Annotated in this window: 22 protein-coding genes, 1 pseudogene and 1 riboswitch; of the genes and pseudogenes, 8 read left to right on the top strand and 15 right to left on the bottom strand. The window is 71.2% G+C overall.

Going from position 1 to position 17400, the window contains the following annotated elements:
- Window positions 1-36: 36 nt before the first annotated feature.
- The 6 genes from AC4BGB_RS20630 to AC4BGB_RS20605 form a co-directional block, all read right to left on the bottom strand.
- Window positions 37-540, bottom strand: a complete 504-nt coding sequence (locus AC4BGB_RS20630) for a hypothetical protein (RefSeq protein WP_490548866.1) — start codon at window positions 538-540, stop codon at window positions 37-39.
- 389 nt (window positions 541-929) lie between these two features.
- The gene (locus AC4BGB_RS20625; RefSeq protein ID WP_490548865.1) at window positions 930-1763 is read right to left on the bottom strand and encodes a TrmH family RNA methyltransferase; all 834 of its coding nucleotides are present in this window, start codon (window positions 1761-1763) and stop codon (window positions 930-932) included.
- 134 nt (window positions 1764-1897) lie between these two features.
- On the bottom strand, window positions 1898-2281 hold the full coding sequence (gene rplT / locus AC4BGB_RS20620; RefSeq protein WP_490548864.1) for a 50S ribosomal protein L20: 384 nt from the start codon (window positions 2279-2281) through the stop codon (window positions 1898-1900).
- 87 nt (window positions 2282-2368) lie between these two features.
- Window positions 2369-2563: a 50S ribosomal protein L35 gene (gene rpmI / locus AC4BGB_RS20615; protein WP_490548863.1), complete on the bottom strand. Its 195-nt coding sequence runs from the start codon at window positions 2561-2563 to the stop codon at window positions 2369-2371.
- Between the two features lie 21 nt (window positions 2564-2584).
- Window positions 2585-3286 carry a translation initiation factor IF-3 gene (infC, locus tag AC4BGB_RS20610; RefSeq protein WP_490548862.1) on the bottom strand — a complete coding sequence of 234 codons (702 nt, stop codon included), beginning with the start codon at window positions 3284-3286 and terminating at the stop codon, window positions 2585-2587.
- A gap of 261 nt (window positions 3287-3547) precedes the next feature.
- Window positions 3548-4057, bottom strand: a complete 510-nt coding sequence (locus tag AC4BGB_RS20605) for an SseB family protein (RefSeq protein ID WP_490548861.1) — start codon at window positions 4055-4057, stop codon at window positions 3548-3550.
- Window positions 4058-4107: 50 nt separating this feature from the next.
- On the opposite strand from AC4BGB_RS20605, the gene AC4BGB_RS20600 reads away from it, so the two are divergent.
- Genes AC4BGB_RS20600 through AC4BGB_RS20590 form a run of 3 tightly spaced genes read left to right on the top strand, consistent with a single transcriptional unit; the run spans window position 4108 to window position 6370 of the window.
- On the top strand, window positions 4108-4593 hold the full coding sequence (locus AC4BGB_RS20600) for a hypothetical protein (protein WP_490548860.1): 486 nt from the start codon (window positions 4108-4110) through the stop codon (window positions 4591-4593).
- A 2-nt stretch (window positions 4594-4595) separates the two neighbouring features.
- Window positions 4596-5813, top strand: coding sequence for an alanine racemase (locus AC4BGB_RS20595; RefSeq protein WP_490548859.1), 1218 nt, complete (start codon window positions 4596-4598; stop codon window positions 5811-5813).
- On the top strand, window positions 5810-6370 hold the full coding sequence (locus AC4BGB_RS20590) for a nucleoside/nucleotide kinase family protein (protein WP_490548858.1): 561 nt from the start codon (window positions 5810-5812) through the stop codon (window positions 6368-6370). Before AC4BGB_RS20595 ends, AC4BGB_RS20590 begins: the two co-directional genes overlap by 4 nt.
- Before the next feature lie 13 nt (window positions 6371-6383).
- Here AC4BGB_RS20590 and AC4BGB_RS20585 read toward each other — a convergent pair whose 3' ends face one another.
- The 8 genes and pseudogenes from AC4BGB_RS20585 to ribD form a co-directional block, all read right to left on the bottom strand.
- On the bottom strand, window positions 6384-6863 hold the full coding sequence (locus tag AC4BGB_RS20585) for a PH domain-containing protein (protein ID WP_490548857.1): 480 nt from the start codon (window positions 6861-6863) through the stop codon (window positions 6384-6386).
- Window positions 6847-7722: an ATP phosphoribosyltransferase gene (gene hisG, locus AC4BGB_RS20580; protein ID WP_490548856.1), complete on the bottom strand. Its 876-nt coding sequence runs from the start codon at window positions 7720-7722 to the stop codon at window positions 6847-6849. Before hisG ends, AC4BGB_RS20585 begins: the two co-directional genes overlap by 17 nt.
- A gap of 10 nt (window positions 7723-7732) precedes the next feature.
- On the bottom strand, window positions 7733-7996 hold the full coding sequence (locus tag AC4BGB_RS20575; protein WP_490548855.1) for a phosphoribosyl-ATP diphosphatase: 264 nt from the start codon (window positions 7994-7996) through the stop codon (window positions 7733-7735).
- Window positions 7997-8059: 63 nt separating this feature from the next.
- Entirely contained in the window at window positions 8060-8497 is a 438-nt protein-coding gene (locus AC4BGB_RS20570) for a hypothetical protein (RefSeq protein WP_490548854.1), read from the bottom strand.
- Window positions 8498-8504: 7 nt separating this feature from the next.
- Window positions 8505-8981 (bottom strand): 6,7-dimethyl-8-ribityllumazine synthase, encoded by a 477-nt coding sequence (gene ribH, locus AC4BGB_RS20565; RefSeq protein WP_490548853.1) that lies wholly within the window; start codon window positions 8979-8981, stop codon window positions 8505-8507.
- A complete protein-coding gene (locus AC4BGB_RS20560) occupies window positions 8978-10279 on the bottom strand; it encodes a bifunctional 3,4-dihydroxy-2-butanone-4-phosphate synthase/GTP cyclohydrolase II (protein WP_490548852.1) in 1302 nt (433 codons plus the stop codon). The genes ribH and AC4BGB_RS20560 overlap by 4 nt, the downstream gene beginning before the upstream one ends.
- The gene (locus tag AC4BGB_RS20555) at window positions 10276-10875 is read right to left on the bottom strand and encodes a riboflavin synthase (RefSeq protein WP_490548851.1); all 600 of its coding nucleotides are present in this window, start codon (window positions 10873-10875) and stop codon (window positions 10276-10278) included. The genes AC4BGB_RS20560 and AC4BGB_RS20555 overlap by 4 nt, the downstream gene beginning before the upstream one ends.
- A gap of 151 nt (window positions 10876-11026) precedes the next feature.
- Window positions 11027-12022 (bottom strand): annotated as a pseudogene (gene ribD / locus AC4BGB_RS20550) (bifunctional diaminohydroxyphosphoribosylaminopyrimidine deaminase/5-amino-6-(5-phosphoribosylamino)uracil reductase RibD); the annotation flags it as partial.
- A 73-nt stretch (window positions 12023-12095) separates the two neighbouring features.
- A riboswitch (FMN riboswitch) is annotated at window positions 12096-12226 on the bottom strand.
- Window positions 12227-12374: 148 nt separating this feature from the next.
- Between ribD and AC4BGB_RS20545 the strand changes: the two are divergent.
- The 5 genes from AC4BGB_RS20545 (at window position 12375) to AC4BGB_RS20525 (ending at window position 16746) form a co-directional block, all read left to right on the top strand.
- Window positions 12375-12962, top strand: a complete 588-nt coding sequence (locus AC4BGB_RS20545) for a carboxymuconolactone decarboxylase family protein (RefSeq protein WP_490548850.1) — start codon at window positions 12375-12377, stop codon at window positions 12960-12962.
- Window positions 12963-12966: 4 nt separating this feature from the next.
- A complete protein-coding gene (gene sigJ / locus AC4BGB_RS20540) occupies window positions 12967-13854 on the top strand; it encodes an RNA polymerase sigma factor SigJ (RefSeq protein WP_490548849.1) in 888 nt (295 codons plus the stop codon).
- 71 nt (window positions 13855-13925) lie between these two features.
- On the top strand, window positions 13926-14237 hold the full coding sequence (locus AC4BGB_RS20535) for a hypothetical protein (protein WP_490548848.1): 312 nt from the start codon (window positions 13926-13928) through the stop codon (window positions 14235-14237).
- Window positions 14237-16192: a hypothetical protein gene (locus AC4BGB_RS20530; RefSeq protein WP_490548847.1), complete on the top strand. Its 1956-nt coding sequence runs from the start codon at window positions 14237-14239 to the stop codon at window positions 16190-16192. The genes AC4BGB_RS20535 and AC4BGB_RS20530 overlap by 1 nt, the downstream gene beginning before the upstream one ends.
- The gene (locus tag AC4BGB_RS20525; protein ID WP_490548846.1) at window positions 16189-16746 is read left to right on the top strand and encodes a hypothetical protein; all 558 of its coding nucleotides are present in this window, start codon (window positions 16189-16191) and stop codon (window positions 16744-16746) included. The genes AC4BGB_RS20530 and AC4BGB_RS20525 overlap by 4 nt, the downstream gene beginning before the upstream one ends.
- Here AC4BGB_RS20525 and rpe read toward each other — a convergent pair.
- Window positions 16740-17396: a ribulose-phosphate 3-epimerase gene (gene rpe, locus AC4BGB_RS20520; RefSeq protein WP_490548845.1), complete on the bottom strand. Its 657-nt coding sequence runs from the start codon at window positions 17394-17396 to the stop codon at window positions 16740-16742. The genes AC4BGB_RS20525 and rpe overlap by 7 nt on opposite strands.
- Between the last annotated feature and the right edge of the window lie 4 nt (window positions 17397-17400).

Genomic DNA, 17400 nt, shown 5'->3' with positions numbered 1-17400 from the left:
CCGGCCGCCCGGTGATGCGTAGTGGGGCCGGGACGCCTACGGCAGGCGTGCCACGTAGTCGGTGAGCAGCTTGCGGGCGAGGTCCTCGGCGTGTCCGGCTGGGTGACCGTCGTCGTCGGAGCCCACGTTGACGGTGATGGTCACGCGGCCCTTGGCCACACGCAGGTTCACGGACTGGCGCTGCATGGTCCTGCCGTCGAAACCGAAGGAGCCCGAGCGAGAGCTGATGAAGCCCTCCCAACCGTCCAGGGACAGGTTCTCGTTGACGCCGGTACCTCGTTCTCCCGGGATGATGTAGTCGTCCTTCCGAGCCTCCTTGATGGAGTACTTCCCGGCGTAGACGGCGACCGCATCCTTCGCGGTCCGCACGTTCCTCTGCGCTGCTCCTGGACTCTCGTGCCGCCACACGTCGATGCTCGCGTCGTCCTCGATGACGGCCTCAGCGGCCGCGCGTTCGAGGTCGGCGCCCTTCGGGCTGCCCGGGAGCTCGAGCGCGAAGCTCACGCTGACGGAGGCACCCTCGTCGCGCTCAGGGCACATCGGGCTGTCCTTCTTCGGGCAGACGATCAGAATCTTCCTGGCCCCCGGAACGTCCGCCCTGGACGGCAGGGTCGCCTTCAGCTCCTGGAGGGTGTAGTCCCTCTCGGTGGCCGGAGCAGCAGACGTCGCCACCGGTTGCCTTGGTGTTGCCGCCGGAGCCGGCTTGTCCTGGGCGGGGGTTCCTCCACACCCAGCCAGCAGCGTGATCGTGGACAGGGCAGCCGCGACGCGCGCGAGAGTGTTGATGGTCGTCCCACCTTCTTGGTGTAGTTCGCTGACGGGCCGCTCCGTGAGATCGGCCGCGCAGCTGGGATCACGACCAGCCGTGGCCCAGGCGCGCGGCCGGGCGGCAGGTTCGAGGACCCTGGACCTGGTGCCGGCGGCGAACGCTAGCGCAGAGCGCGCGCGCTCGCATAGAGGCAGATCGCGGCTGCGGTGGAGAGGTTGAGGCTCTCGGCGCGCCCCAGGATCGGGATCGAGACGCGGTGGTCGGCCAGCGCGGCGAGGTCCTCGGGCAGGCCCCAGGCCTCGTTGCCGAACAGCCAGGCGACCGGCTGCCGGAGCAGGCCGGAGGACTCAGCCTCGAACAGGTCGGTCTCCCCTGCCCCGTCGGCGGCAAGCACGGTGAACCCCGCTGCCTGCGCGGCACCCACGCACTCGGCGGGGCTCTCGGCCCGGGCGATCGGGAGGTGCCACAGGCTGCCGACACTCGCCCGGACGGTCTTGTCGTTGTAGGGGTCCACGCTGTTCCCGGCGAGCACCACCCCCCGCGCTCCGGCCGCGTCCGCGGTGCGGATCACGGTGCCGGCGTTGCCCGGGTCGCGCACGTCGGCGCAGATCACGAGCGTGGGCGCCTGTGCCTCGGGGCTCGGCCCACTTGCCTCGAGGAGGAGGTCGAGCTCGACGTCGAGGAACCGGCACACCGCCACGATCCCCTGGGGCGTGACCGCTCCGCTCAGGGCGGCGACGGCTCCCTCGTCCGCCTCCCGCCACGGGACCCCGAGGTCGTCGACGGCCTTGCGCAGCGCGGCGTACTGCTCGGTCGCGGCCTCGGTCGCATAGACCTCGACCACCCCGCCGGGCAGGTGCAGCGCCTCGGTGAGCGCCTTGGCCCCCTCGGCGAGGAACAGCCGCTCCTCGGCCCGCGCACTGCGCCGCGTGAGCCGGCGTACCGCCTTGACCCGCCCGCTCTTCGCCGACAGCGGCCGCTCGGGTGGGGTCACTGGGTTGCCTGGGTGGTTGCGTCGGCGGCGGCAGTTTCCCAGGTCATGAACCAAAACTGCCTCTTCACACACGTGGTGGTGTGTGTGAAGAGGCAGTACGGGTTCATGACCTGGGAAACCGGACGAGCGTCAGGTCACGCCGAGACGGGCGCGTTGACGTCCTCGGGCAGGTTGGCCTTGGCGGTCTCGACGAGGGCGACGAAGGCCGGGAGGTCGTTGACGGCCAGGTCGGCCAGGATCTTGCGGTCGACCTCGACACCCGCGGCCTTGAGGCCCTGGATGAAGCGGTTGTAGGTGAGGCCGTTGGCGCGGGCGCCAGCGTTGATGCGCTGGATCCAGAGCTTGCGGAAGTCACCCTTGCGCTTCTTGCGGTCGTTGTAGCTGTAGACCAGCGAGTGGGTGACCTGCTCCTTGGCCTTGCGGTAGAGCCGCGAACGCTGACCCCGGTAGCCGGAGGCGCGCTCGAGGACGACCCGGCGCTTCTTGTGGGCGTTTACTGCCCGCTTGACGCGTGCCATTTCAGTACTCCTTTGAGATTCTTCGTGGTCCGCTGGTCGCGACCACCCGGGTGTGCACCCGGTGTGTCAGGGGGTGAGCGGGGTGACTTACAGGCCGAGCAGCTTCTTGGCGCGCTTCACGTCGGCCTTGGCCACCTCGGCGGTGCCCGACATGCGGCGAGTCACCTTGGAGGACTTCTTCTCGAGGTTGTGGCGCAGGCCCGTCTTCTGGCGACGGATCTTGCCGGAGCCCGTCACGCGGAAGCGCTTCTTCGCACCGGAGTGCGTCTTGTTCTTCGGCATCTGTGTCTATTCCTTTTCTCGTTACGCTTCGATCTCGGGGTCGAGGTTCTCGGAGCGACCGCGCTCCTTCTTCGGAGAGGGAACCGGGTGCGCCGCCTTGATCTCGGCGCGCTCCGCCTCCCGCTCGGCCGTGCGCTCGGCAGCTCGTGCGTCGCGCTCGGCCTTTACCTCGGCCTTGGCCTCGGACTTCTTCTTGTGCGGGCCGATCACCATGGTCATGTTGCGGCCGTCCTGCTTGGGCGAGGACTCGACGAAGCCGAGGTCACTCACGTCCTCGGCCAGACGCTGCAGCAACCGGTATCCCAGCTCGGGACGGTGCTGCTCGCGACCGCGGAACATGATCGTGATCTTGACCTTGTCGCCCGAGCGAAGGAACCGTACGACGTGACCCTTCTTGGTCTCGTAGTCGTGCGCGTCGATCTTCGGTCGGAGCTTCATCTCCTTGATGACCGTGTTGGTCTGGTTACGCCGGGCTTCACGGGCCTTCTGGGCGTTCTCGTACTTGAACTTGCCGTAGTCCATGAGCTTGCAGACCGGGGGTCGCCCCATCGGCGCGATCTCGACGAGGTCGAGGTCCGCCTCCTGGGCCAGCCGTAGGGCATCGCTCGTGGAGACGATGCCGACGGTTTCGCCGTTGGGTCCAACGAGCCGGACTTCCGGTACCCGGATCCGATCGTTGATTCGCAGCTCGGTGCTGATGGGTCCTCCTGTGGTGGTCTTCATGGTTGACCCCGGGAGAACATCCGCTGCGGCGCATTTCTGCCCCGACATGGAAGAAGGCTCCCGGCGTGACGCACGGGAGCCTCAGTCGTCGAGCTGATCGGCGACAGGCGTCACCCAACTCGTTGACCAGAACCCGACGACCTGGTGGAGAACGGTCGATGCGGGTGGGAGAAGGCCTCCGCTTGTCAGATCGGTACCACCCTCACGGGCAGGACTGATCGGTCACAGACAACTCTACTAGGCGGGGCCCGGTAATGCACATCAGCCGAGCACCCAGGCCCAGCCTTCCGCGTCGCGGACCAGCCGGTGGCCCTGGGCGAGGGCGGCGAGCTCCTCGGAGTCGACCACGAACATCACCGGTCCCGCGAGGTCGAGAAGCAGCGCCGACGCCTCGTCCTGGATCGCCGACCGGGCCGCCTCCCGCAACGTCACCGGCACCGGCCGCGGGTCGCTGCCGGGCTGGGTCTGCGCCCAGCGCTGGAGAGGCTGGGTCCCGGTGAACCCGAGCAGCGCCGTGCGTCCGTCCCGGCCGGTGATCAGCACCGCAGCCATGTCGCTGGTCTTGTCGTGGGCCAGGCCCTGCTTGTCGTACTCGACCTCGCCGAGCACGGCCACCACGGGGACGAGCACGCGCGAGTCCTGCAGCACGGCCAGGGTGGCGAGGTGCTGCTCGGCGCCCGGCGCCGCGTCGTACGCCGCCAGGGCGGAGGTGACCTCGGGGGCGGGGCGGCCGTCGTCGCCGGCGAAGCCCGGATCGGGAATGGTGCGCATCATCGCGATCCTGCCAGACCGATCTCTCGCCGATTCCGTAGGCTGGGGCCATGCCCCTGGCCACCGACGTCACCGTGGACTCCACCACCTGGGCCGCGCTCGCTCTCGTGCTGACCTTCGTCGGCGCCGCCCTCTCCTGGGTCGCCTGGCGCCGTCGCGGCGTCGCGGCCGGCCTGCGCGGCCTGGCCTGGACCCTGCTGCCCGTCGCGGCCTGGCTCACCGGCACCCTGAAGCTGGCCGCGAACATCGCCAACGACGTCGTCAACTGGGCCACCCGGCTGGTGTTCTCCCCCACCGTGTGGGCAGGCATCTCCGTGGCCGGCGTCGCCGTGGTGCTGTGGCTCGTCTCCGGCCTGCTGCGCTCCCGCGGCGTCGGGACCCGCGCACCCGCGAGGAGCGTGCCCGAGGCCAAGGCCGGGCCGGCAGCGGTCGAGAAGGCCCCCGCGAAGCGCGCACCCAAGCGCGGCAAGGCCGCCGACGACGACATCGAGGGCATGGACGACATCGAGGCCATCCTGAAGCGGCACGGCATCTAGCCGTGCCCCGTGGAGCCTTCGGCAGCGACGCTGCCCGCACGCAGCTTGCCCGACGCCTGGACGCCGCGGTCGCCCACCTCGAGGACCCCGCGACCCCGATGGTCGTGATCGACCTCGACGCGTTCGACGCCAACGCCGCAGACCTGGGCCGTCGCGCCGCCGGCAAGCCGGTGCGGGTGGCGTCGAAGTCGCTGCGGATCCCGGCGCTGGTCGAGCGCGCTCTGGCCCGCCCCGAGTTCACCGGGGTGCTCGCCTACACCTTGCGCGAGGCCCTGTGGCTGGTGCGCGAGGGATTCACCGACGACGTGGTGATGGGCTACCCCTCGGTCGACCGCGGCGCCATCCGGACGCTCCTGGCCGACCCCCGGGCGCCCGCGGCGATCACCCTGATGGTCGACGACCCCGCCCACCTGTCCCTGATCGAGGCCTGCGGGGACGCCCGGGGCGTGCGGGTCGCGATCGACATCGACGCCGGGCTGCGGCTCGGGCCCTCCCACGTCGGGCCGAAGCGCTCCCCGCTTCACGACGCCGACGCGGTGGCCGCGTTCGCCGAGCAGGTGGTACGGCGCGGCTTCGCGCTCGTCGGGGTGATGACCTACGAGGGCCAGGTGGCCGGCGTACCCGACGCTGTGCCCACACAGAAGGCGCGCTCGCTCGTCGTACGCCGGCTCAAGTCCGCCTCGATCACGCAGCTGGCCGACCGCAGGCGCACGATCGCCGACGCCCTCGCCGACCTGGCCGACCTCGAGTTCTGGAACGCGGGCGGCTCCGGCAGCGTGGAGACGACCGTGGCCGACCCCGTGGTCACCGAGGTCGCCGCCGGGTCCGGGCTGCTCGTGCCGGGCCTCTTCGACCACTACGCGAGCTTCGATCCCCGCCCCGCGGCCTTCTTCGGCGTCCAGGTCGTACGCCGCCCCGCCGCCGGTGTGGCCACAGTCGCTGGCGGCGGCTTCGTCGCGAGCGGGGCCACCGGCAAGGACCGCGCTCCCCTGCCCTGGGCACCACCCGGCCTGGCGCTGACCGGTCTCGAGGGCGCCGGTGAGGTGCAGACGCCGCTGACCGGAAAAGGAGCCGGGCTGCTGCAGATCGGCGACTGGGTGTGGTTCCGGCACGCGAAGTCCGGTGAGCTCGCCGAGCACACGAACACCGTGCACCTGCTCAGCGGTGACTCGTTCGTCGATCGCGTGCCCTCCTACCGGGGCCTCGGCCTGGCCTGGTGAGCACCGGCCCGACCCCCGCGTCCGACGCGGCTGCCGTGGTGGACCTGGCGCTGGCCCGGCCGGCGACCCTGGGCGCCGGGCGGCTGGTGTGCATCGACGGTCCCGCCGGCTCGGGCAAGACCACCCTCGCTGCCGCCGTGGGCGCGCTGACCGGCTGCCCGGTGATCCACATGGACGACCTCTACCCCGGCTGGTCCGGCCTCGCCGAGGTCGAGACCCAGCTCGACGGGCTGCTCACCCCGCTCTCCGCAGGCGCGACCGGCCGCTACCGTCGCTACGACTGGGTCGCGGGCCGGTTCGCCGAGACCGTGGCCGTGGAGCCGGGACCGCTGCTGGTGCTCGAGGGCGTCGGGAGCGGAGCCTCCCGGTTCGGGGCGCTGGTCACCGTGCTGGCCTGGGTGGAGGCGCCGCACGACCTGCGCCTGGAGCGGGGCCTGGCGCGTGACGGCGAGGCCTTGGCGCCCCACTGGGAGCAGTGGGCCCGCGACGAGGCGCTGGTGTTCGCCCGGGAGCGGACCCGGGAGCGTGCCGACCTGGTCCTCGACGGGACCCGGTGACGGGTTCGTCCGCTCAGGAGGGGGCGGTGCCGGGTGTGTTCGCCTCCACGGTCGCCCGGATCTCGCGCACCGCCCTGCGCGCCCGCTCACCGTCGGAGCCCTGCACCCCGACCATGGACACGGTGGTGCCGTCGGAGAGGTCGATCGTCCCCCACGGCGCTCCCCGGCGCATCGACACCGAGATCACCTGCGACCACTCGTAGTGGCGCTTGCGGAAGCCGTTGACCACGGTCAGCCCCCCGGCGGTGGCCGTCACCCGTGAGCGCACCAGCGCGAACCAGCAGCCGAACAGCAGCAAGCCAAGGACCACGAGGGTGCCGCGCTGGAAGGGGGTGAACTGGGAGCGGGTGTCCTCGGGGAGGAAGACCCACACCGCACCGACCAGGACGAGCAGCAGCACGCCCAGCGCCCACACCGCGATGCGGACCCCGAGGGGCCGCCACGTGTGCGGCAGGCTGGGGGCCGTCGTCTCCCGCTCAGAGCCGGCAGGCATGGATGTCGGTCAGCAGGATCGCGCGGGCGCCGACCCGGTAGAGGTCGTCCATCAGCTTCTGGGCCCCGTCGCGCGGCACCATCGCCCGGACAGCCACCCAGCCCTCGCGATGCAACGGCGACATCGTCGGGCCCTCCAGGCCCGGGGTCAGGGCGACGGCCGCCTCGACCGATGCCTGGGGGCAGTCGTAGTCCATCATCACGTAGGTCCGCGCCACCAGGACTCCGTCGAGCCGCCGCTTGAAGACCTCGAAGCCGGTCGGCTCCGGCGCGTCGGCGCGGGTGATCAGCACCGCCTCGGAGTCGAGGATCACCTCGCCGACGATCTCGAGCCCGGCCGCCTTCAGGGTGCTCCCGGTCTCCACGACGTCGGCGATCACGTCGGCCACGCCGAGCTGGATGCTGGTCTCCACGGCGCCGTCGAGGCGGATCACCTCGATGCCGCTGGTGTCGATGCTCATCTGCTCGAGGTAGCGGCGCACCACTCCGACGTACGACGTGGCGATGCGCTTGCCGGCGAGGTCCTCGAGCGAGGACAGCGTGCCGGGACGCGCCGCGAACCGGAACCGTGAGCGGCCGAACCCGAGCTGGCGGGCCTCGTGGGCCTTGGCACCGGAGTCGAGCAGCAGGTCGCGGCCGGTGATGCCGATGTCCAGGGTCCCCGCGCCGACGTACAGCGCGATGTCGCGCGGGCGCAGGTAGAAGAACTCCACGCCGTTGGCGGGGTCGAGCAGGCTCAGCTCCTTGGAGTCCGTGCGCTGGCGGTAGCCGGCTTCGCGCAGGATCTCGGAGGCGGCCGTGGACAGCGAGCCCTTGTTGGGGATCGCGATCTTCAGCAGTGGTGCAGGGGTGTCGCTCATGGGGGTCCTCTTACAGGTGGGCGTAGACGTCGTCGAGGGAGATTCCGGCGGCGAGCATCAGCACCTGTGCGTGGTAGAGCAGCTGGCTGATCTCCTCGGCCGCCCGCTCATGGCCCTCGAACTCGGCCGCCATCCAGGACTCGGCTGCCTCCTCGACCAGCTTCTTGCCGATCGTGTGCACCCCGGCGTCGAGCGCCGCGACCGTCCCGGAACCCTCGGGGCGGGTCGCCGCCTTCTCGCTCAGCTCGGCCCAGAGCCCCTCGAACGTCTTCACGCGCCCAGCCTATGTGCAAGGCGACCGCGGCAGGCAGTCGCCCGTGGCCCGGGCCGCGGCACCCTACGCCCGGCCCAGCTGCGGGAAGGCCTCGCGGAGCGCGCGGTACTGCGCGGTGTCGAGGTACGACGGGTTGCTGCCGGCCGGCATCCGGATCACCTCGAGGGTCATCAGGGTGGGCTCGGCGAGGATCTCGTCCCTGGCGACGAACGGCTCCAGCGGCTCGAGGCGCACCGGCATCGCGAGGTCCTCCCCGCGCTCCACGGGACCGGTGGTGTGGCCGGTCGCATAGATCCCCGCAGGGTGCTCGCGGTCACCGCCGCTGACCCACAGCAGCACCGGCTGGCCGGCGCGGATCAGCTCGGCGCGGTACGACGGGCGCACGCACCGGCTGGTGATGGTGCTGAACCGGGTCCGCAGCACCTCGCCGACCTGCAGGCTGGCCGGGCTGGCCTTCACCAGCCAGGCGCCCAGGGAGCTCTCGGAGACAGCGGGGGCCACGCGGGTCTCACCCGGCGATCTCGCGCAGGGTGCGCGCGGTGAGCAGCGCCGCGGAGGTGGCCTCGTAGCCCTTGCTCTCGCTGCTGCCCTCCAGCCCGGCCCGGTCGAGTGCCTGCTGCTCGGTGTCGCAGGTGAGCAGCCCGAAGCCGATCGGCACGCCGGTGTCCAGCGCGATCCGGTTCAGGCCGTCGGTCGCGGCCGAGCAGACGAACTCGAAGTGCGGAGTGCCGCCACGGATCACGACGCCCAGGGTGACCACGGCGTCGTACCCCTGGCGGGCGAGCGCCTGGGCCACCACGGGGAGCTCGAAGGACCCGGGCACCCGGACCACCGTGGACTCACCGACCCGGTAGCGCTCCAGCGCCTCGCGGGCGCCGGCGAGCAGACCGTCCATCACCTGCTCGTGCCAGCTCGCCGCCACCACGGCCACCCGGAGGTCGCTGCAGTCGACGGGGACGTCGGCGGGGCTGCCGTCGCCGCTCATGACAGCACCGTCTTCCCCGGCAGGCCGAGCGCCTCGGGGTCGAACCCGTCGAGGCCGTCGAGCTGGTGGCCCATCCGGTCGCGCTTGGTCAGCAGGTAGGCGAGGTTGTGGTCGTTGGGCCGGGGCGTGAGCGCCACCCGCTCCGCGACCGCGATCCCGTAGGACTCCAGGCCGGAGGTCTTGGCGGGGTTGTTGGTGAGCAGGCGCACGGACTCGACACCGAGGTCACGCAGGATCTGGGTGGCGGTCCCGTAGTGCCTGGCGTCGGCCGGGAGCCCGAGGTCGAGGTTGGCGTCGACGGTGTCCCGCCCGCCGTCCTGGAGCTCGTAGGCCTGCAGCTTGGCGAGCAGGCCGATGCCACGGCCCTCGTGGCCGCGCAGGTAGATCACCACTCCCCTGCCCTCCTTGACGATCAGCTCCATCGCCTCCTCGAGCTGCGGGCCGCAGTCGCAGCGCTCGGAGCCGAAGACGTCGCCGGTGAGGCACTCGCTGTGCACCCGGGTCAGCACGGGCTCACCTCCGCGGAGGTCCTCGGGGTCGCCGTACACCAGCGCGACGTGCTCGGAGTCGTCGATCGTGATCCGGTAGCCGAACGCGGTGAACGCACCGTGGCGCGTGGGCAGCGCGGTCTTCGCCAGCCGCTCGACGTGGCTCTCGTGCCGGCGGCGGTAGTGCACCATCTGCTCGATCGAGATCATCTTCAGCCCGTGCTCGTCGCAGAACTCGCGCAGCTCGGGAGCCCGCTTCATCGTCCCGTCGTCGTTGACGACCTCGACCAGCACGCCCGCCGGGGTCAGCCCGGCCATCTTGGCGAGGTCCACGGCCGCCTCGGTGTGCCCACGACGGACCAGCACCCCGCCCTCGGTGTAGCGCAGCGGGAACACGTGGCCCGGCCGGGTGAGCTCCCAGGGCTCGGTCGCGGAGTCGGCCAGGACCCGCGCGGTGTGCGCCCGGTCCGCGGCCGAGATGCCGGTGCTGACGCCGTCGCGCGCGTCCACCGAGAGGGTGTACGCCGTGCGGAGCTTGTCCTTGTTGTGCGGCGTCATCAGCGGGATCTCCAGCCGGTCGAGCATCCGGCCCGGCATCGGCACGCAGATGACTCCGCTGGAGTGCCGGATCGTGAACGCCATCAGCTCCGGCGTCGCCTTGGAGGCGGCGAAGATGATGTCGCCCTCGTTCTCGCGGTCCTCGTCGTCGACCACGACCACGGCCTGTCCGGCGGCGATCGACGCGATCGCCTCCTCCACCGTGTCGAGGCGGATCTGGCCCTGCTCGTGGGCCCGTTGGTTCTCAGTCACTGCTTCACCATCTTCTCGACGTACTTCGCGATCACGTCCACCTCGAGGTTGACGACATCGCCGGGTTGCTTGAAGCCCAGGGTGGTGCGGGCCAGGGTCTCGGGGATCAGGCTGACCGTGAAGCTCGCGGTGGTCGAGCTCGTCGAAACCTCCACCACCGTCAGGGAGATCCCGTCGACGGTGATCGACCCCTTGTCGACGAGGTAGCGGTCCAGCCCCTCGGGGAGCGATACCTCGACCAGCTCCCAGTGCTCGCTGGGGGTACGCCGCAGCACGGTCCCGGTGCCGTCGACATGGCCCTGCACGATGTGACCGCCGAGCCGGGTGGCCGGCGTGACCGCGCGCTCGAGGTTCACCCGGGCACCGGGGGCCAGCGAGCCCAGGGAGGTCTTCGCCAGGGTCTCGTGCATCACGTCAGCGGTGAACGAGTCGTCCTCACGGGTGGCCACGGTGAGGCAACAACCGTTGACCGAGATCGAGTCCCCGAGCGCGGCGTCGCCGGTGACCAGGGGTCCGTGCACGGTGAGCCGGATCGCGTCGCCCTGGTCCTCCAGGGCGGCCACGGTACCGAGCTCCTCCACGATGCCGGTGAACATGTCAGCGTCCTTCCTCGGGGGCGCCGCGACCCAACAAATGTTGGGTTGTGACGTCCTGATCGGTCGTTTCGGCGTTCCGATCCAACATTTGTGGGGCGGGGCCGCTCACCCGCCCGCTCATGGTGATCCGCACGTTGGTCTCGGCGCCGGTGCCGATCGTGGCCACGTCGGTGATCGAGAACCGGCGGGCGTCGGCGATCGTGGTGATGCCGAGGTCCGCGACGGCCGGGGTGCCGGCGCCGAGCAGGGCGGGGGCGAGGTAGGCCACCACCTCGTCGACCAGGCCGGCCTCGAGGAAGGCTGCGGCCAGGGTGGGCCCGCCCTCGAGGAACACGTGCTGCCGGTCGCGGGCGTGCAGCAGGTCGAGTGCCTCCCGCGGGTCGCGGGTCGCCAGCACGACGGTCTCGGCGCGGTCGTTGAGCACCCGTCGCTGCGGGTCGACGGGCCGCAGGCCCATCACCGCGCGCAGCGGCTGGTGCGGCAGGAGGTCGTCGTACTCGTCGCGAACGGTGAGCTCGGGGTCGTCCTGCTCCACGGTCCCGGTGCCGACGAGCATCACGTCGCACTCCGCGCGCAGGCGGTGGCTGTCGACCCGCGCGGCGCGCGAGGTGATCCACCGGCTCGACCCGTCGGCCGCGGCGCTGCGGCCGTCCAGCGTGCTCGCGAACTTCCAGGTGACGAACGGGCGGTGGTGCTCCATCGCGAACGTCCAGGCGCGGTTGAGCGCACGCGCCTCGTGCTCCATCAGGCCGTACTCCACCGAGATGCCGGCCTCGACCAGCGCCGCCTCGCCACCGGCCGCGACCTCGTTCGGGTCCGGCTGCGCGAAGACCACGCGGGAGACCCCGGCCTCGATCAGGGCGCGCGAGCAGGGCCCCGTGCGACCGGTGTGGTTGCACGGCTCCAGGGTCACCACGGCGGTCGCGCCGCGGGCCTGGGGGCCGGCCTCGGCCAGCGCGGCCGCCTCGGCGTGCGGGGTCCCCGCGCCACGGTGGAACCCCTCCGCGATCATCTGTGAGGACCCGGCCGCGTCGCTGCTGAGCAGCACGCAGCCCACCCGCGGGTTCGGTCCGTGGGGTACGCCGGGAGTGCTCGCCAGCTCCAGCGCGCGACGCATCGCGTGCTGCTCCGCCGGGGAGAATCCCATCGCCTGACTGTCCTCACTGGTCCTTGCGGGCACCGGGGGACCTCAGACGGCTCGCGGCGTCGCCGCGGGCCTCCTGCGTGCACTTCTCATCCGGACTTTGACCGTCGGTCCAGGAGTTCCACCTGGTCAACCGATCGCCGTGAGGCCACCGGGTCGCGGACTGTCACCGCCGGTGCGGAGTTTCACCGCCCCCAGAGCACGCGAGTCTTCACTCGTCGGGGCCAAGTCTGCCACAGCGGCCGGGGGCCGGCTCCGGTGACCTCGCTCACCCGATGTCACATCCCCGGCAGCGGCCGGGTCCACCCAGAAAGCCCAGCAGACCCAAGAAAGCCCAGCAGACCCAGGAGATGCCATGACCACCGACGCACCCATGACCCCCACCACCAACCGCGCGCGGGTCCCCCTCGAGCACCCCGGCAGCGGGCTCGCCCGGCTGCTCCGCTTCTGGACCCGCCGCACCTACGGCCAGGAGATGGAGCCGATGCTCGCGCTGCTGCACCACCGCAGGGTGACGACGGCGGTCGCCCGCTTCGAGCTACGGGTCGCGAAGTGGTCCGCCCTCGACGACGGGCTCAAGGATCTCGCCTGCCTCGCCGTGGCCTCGCAGATCGGCTGCAGCTGGTGCATCGACTTCGGCTACTACCTCTCCCGCGGCAACGGCACCGACGCCGCCAAGCTGGAGCAGGTCGCGGACTGGCGCTCCAGCACCGTCTACACCCCGCTGGAGCGCATGGTCCTGGAGTACGCCGAGGCGATGACCGCCACTCCCCCGCAGGTGACCGACGAGATGGTCGCCGACCTGCGCAGCGAGCTGACCGACGCCCAGCTGGTCGAGCTGACTGAGATCATCTCGGTGGAGAACCTCCGCTCGCGGACCAACTCCGCCCTGGGCCTGACCAGCCAGGGGTTCAAGAACCAGTGCGACTTTCCTCAGAGGTGAGCCGATGACCAGCGATCCGGTGCCCACGGACGCGGCGTCGCTGTTCGAGCAGCACCGCCCGGTGCTGGTCGGCGCGGCGTACCGCATCCTCGGCAGCCACGTCGAGGCCGAGGACGTCGTCCAGGAGGCGTGGATCCGCTGGTCCCGGGTCGAGCACCGGGACGTCGCGGAGCCCCGCGCCTACCTGCTCACCGTCACCAGCCGGCTCGCCCTGAACCGGGTCCGCGACCTGGCCACCCGGCGGGAGAGCTACGTCGGGCCGTGGCTGCCCGAGCCGGTCGCCAGCGAGCCGGACCCACGCGTCGACGGCGCTGCGGCAGCGCAGCTCGCCGACGAGGTGTCCATGGCGATGCTGATCGTGCTCGAGTCGCTGAGCCCGCTCGAGCGGGCCGCGTTCGTGCTCACCGAGGTGTTCGCGATGCCTGCTGCCGAGGTGGGCCGGGCGCTCGACCGGAGTCCCGCGGCGGTCCGCCAGCTCGTCCACCGCGCGCGCTCGCACGTGGCCGCTCGCCAGCCCCGCCAGGTCGTCTCCGGGGACCGGCACCGCGAGGTCACCGAGCGGTTCCTCGCCGCCGCGGCGGGCGGTGACGTGCCCGAGCTGCTGGAGCTCCTGGCCCCCGACGTCGTCCTGGTCACCGATGGTGGCGGCAGGAGGACGTCGGCGCTCCGGCCGATCCAGGGCGCCGACAAGGTGCTGCGCTTCCTCGCCGGGGTGCTCTCCAAGCCGGAGAGCGCGGGGGCCGAGTTCGCCCTGCGACCGGTCAACGGCGAGCTCGCGATCGTGGTGAGGCTGGACGGCGAGCTCGACGGCGTCTACTTCGTGACCGTGCAGGACGACCGGATCACCACGCTGCACGGCATCCGCAACCCGGAGAAGCTCGGCGCGATGTGACCCGTCTTCGCGGTGCCGAGCGCTGATAGCCTCGGCGCGTCGGAGCCGGTACGACGGGGGGCGGGGGCCGCATGGGGGAGACCGCTGAGCCGAAGGTGCCCAACCCCTATCTGGGCGCGATCCGCGCGGCTCGCGGGCGCAGCACCGGCCCCGCGCAGACGCTGGACACAGCGCTGGACGCCGCCGTGGCCGCGATGGAGTCCGGGGCCTGGGTGGGCGGGCGCGCCGACAGCTTCGCCGGGAGCCTGTCCGGCTGGCGCTCCTCCGCCCGGCATGCGTCGAGCGGCGCGCTGCAGGAGTTCGACGACGCGATCGCCGCGCAGCCGGAGATGGTCGAGCGCAACGCGTGGCAGGTCCGCTGGCGCAACCTCGGACCGATCTGATGGCCGAGGTCTCCATCGACATCGACGCCCTGGCCGACCTCGTCTCGAGCCTCGGCTCGGCGAAGGCCGACCTGGCAGGTGCCGCCGGCTCGATCCGGGGGAACCTGACCGGCGTCTGGCTCTCCACGGGTCCGCTCTCGCCGGTGGACGCGCTCGAGGGCGAGATCAGCTCGGCCGTGCGCGACCTCAACCGCCGGCTGGCGCTGGCGCGGGTCATCCAGCAGAGCACGCCGGGGATGTCGGTGGTCACCTTCGACGACTCCGTGCTCTCCACCGCCAGCGACACCGAGGTACGCCGCCGGGTGGACCGGGCCATGGAGCTGCTGAAGGTCGACGACGACGACTACAGCATGCGCGACGTCGACCAGGAGCTGGTCGACCTGCTCGTGGAGAACTCGCTGGACCCCTACTTCGCCAAGCTGCTGGCCGAGCGGCTCTCCCCCGAGGGGCTCGACCGCTACCTCAACGTGGTGAACCAGAAGCGCCAGAACATGTTCTCCGAGGGCGAGGAGGCCACCAAGGACTTCGACGCGCGCTACGAGCAGCTGCTCCGCGGCCTCGGCGAGACGCTCAGCCTGGCCAGCAGGGGCACCGGCGAGGTCGGCGTACCCGCGATGACCGCCACCTGGACCGAGTTCGTCGACGCGCACGGCGGTGACCGCACCGGCAGCATCAAGCGGCTCAGCCTGGTCTTCGGCCGCGGCCAGTGGTCCGACGAGTTCATCACCGGCATCTACCGCTCCATGCGCGAGATCGAGGGCGACGACGGTCCCGAGGTCTGGGCCAGCATGGACCTGGTCTTCGACCCCGACCTGGAGCGCTCGCCGGGCGCACGGATCATCGACGACCCGATGTACGGCGTCTTCAAGGCGATGCAGCACAACCCGGGGGCCGTCCGCGAGCTGTTCACCACCGGCGACACCACCGAGGTCGACATCAGCGACGACGACAGCGTCGCGGTCAACAAGGAGCTCTTCGACTTCCTGCGGCACCGCGGCGGGATGAGCGACGACGCCGCCGAGGCGTTCATGAACGCGATGGCGTCCGCGATCGGGAGCCCGCCGGTGGAGGGCACCACCGCGTTCCAACCGCTGCTGGCCAACGACCTGAAGAACATCGGGGACGCGCTCCAGCACGAGGCCGACGTGGCCGCCGAGGAGGCGGGCCCGCTGTGGAAGCAGATCGGGCACGGCCTGCTCGACGTCCTCGGGATGATCCCGGTGATCGGCGAACCCGTCGACTTCGTCAACGGCGTCTGGTACTACGCCGACGGCGACGTGATCAACGGGTCCCTCTCGATGGGTGCCCTGATCCCCTTCGCCGGCTGGGCGGCCACCGGCGGCAAGTGGACCAGGCACGCCCTCGGCGCCGAGGAGGTCGCCCGACTCACCCGGATGGCCGAGAACGGTGAGAACATCCGGATCTTCGCCAAGGACGGCAGGCTCCTCGACAGCGCCGCGGACCTGCGGCTGCCGGAGAGCTTCGCCGCCGACCGGTTCCTGTCCCCCGACGAGCTCGCGCGCTGGAGCGGCAGCCGCGAGTTCATGCGCAAGGTGATCGCGGGCAACCGGTTCAACCACTTCCTCAACCCGCGCTACCGCTACAACGAGATCCCGCTGACCACCGGCAACCAGCGGTCGTTCCGCCTCGACAGCTACACCCCCGGCGAGGTGATCGTGTCGCGGAAGCTGACCCAGTTCGGGGAGATCAGCGAGCAGACGGCGAAGAGCTACATCGACGAGTTCGTGCGCAAGTACCCGGCCGGCACCCGGATCGCCGACACCCCCAAGACGCGTGAGCTCGGGATCAACGGTCGTCCCCTCGACGGCGACATGATCCTGGAGGTGCCTCCCCAGGCCGGTGGCAGGATCCCCCGCGAGATCATCGAGTACGCCGAGGACCGCGACATCTTCATCCGTGACCTCAACGGGCACTTCTACACCCAGGCCCCGTGACCCCACCCATGACCGACCCGGAGAACGAGGAGACCATGCAGCACCTGTACGGCTGGAAGTGGAATCCCCGCAAGCAGCGGGTCGTCGACGAGCTGACCGAGGACCAGGCGAGGGCAACCTTCGAGACCGGTCCGCAGCTCGGCGTGATCGCCCTGCCCGAGACCGGTGAGGTCCCGGCGTACACCCTCGAGCTGAGCGCGGGCGCCGAGGACGTCGTGGTCACGAGGTTCACCGAGGGAGGATCCGTCGCCGCCCGGCTGCACTACCGGGTGCTGCCCGACGACCCGTCCGCGCTCTTCCTCTCCGATGTCAGTGAGTGGCTCTATCCCGACGACACGGGCTTCCACAGCATGAGCAGGGCGCGGGCCTACCGCTCCTACGCGTTCGGTCCCGACGGGACTGCGGAGGTGCGCAGCCGTCTCGCGGACGCGGAGGCAGAGACGGTCGAGCAGCTCACCGACGTCGATGTCTCCGACCACCGGGTGGACCGGGTCACCTGGGGCGACTGGGACCGGATCGGGCTGCACCAGCCGAGCGGCCCGCAGGCTCAGTGAGCGGAGGCCCGCTCGCGCAGCTGGGCGACCATCGCGTCGGGGTCCTCGGCTGAGTAGACGGCTGACCCGGCCACGAACACGTCCGCGCCGGCCTCGGCGCAGCGCTCGATCGTCTCCAGCGAGACGCCGCCGTCGACCTGCAGCCAGACCTCGAGGCCGGCAGCGGAGATCAGCTCACGCGCGCGCCGGATCTTCGGCAGGCACAGGTCCAGGAACTTCTGGCCACCGAACCCCGGCTCCACGGTCATCAGCAGGAGCATGTCGAGCTCGCCGAGCATGTCCGCGAACGGCTCCACCGGGGTGGCCGGCTTGAGCGCCATCGAGGCACGGGCCCCCTTGGCGCGCAGCTCCCGGGCAAGGCGGACCGGGGCCGCTGCGGCCTCGGCGTGGAACGTGACCGAGCCGGCTCCCGCCTCGGCGTACGCCGGCGCCCACCGGTCCGGGTCCTCGATCATCAGGTGCGCGTCCAGCGGCAGGTCGGTCGCCTTCGCCAGGCTCTCGAAGACCGGCAGCCCGAGGGTCAGGTTGGGCACGAAGTGGTTGTCCATCACGTCCACGTGCACCCAGTCGGCGCTCGGGATCCGCGCGACCTCGTCGGCGAGGCGGGACAGGTCGGCGTTCAGGATGCTCGGGGTGATCTGGATGCTCATGGTG

The sequence above is a fragment of the Nocardioides sp. Z30_9 genome (assembly GCF_058215735.1).
This window is presented reverse-complemented; position numbering and strand designations above follow the sequence as displayed.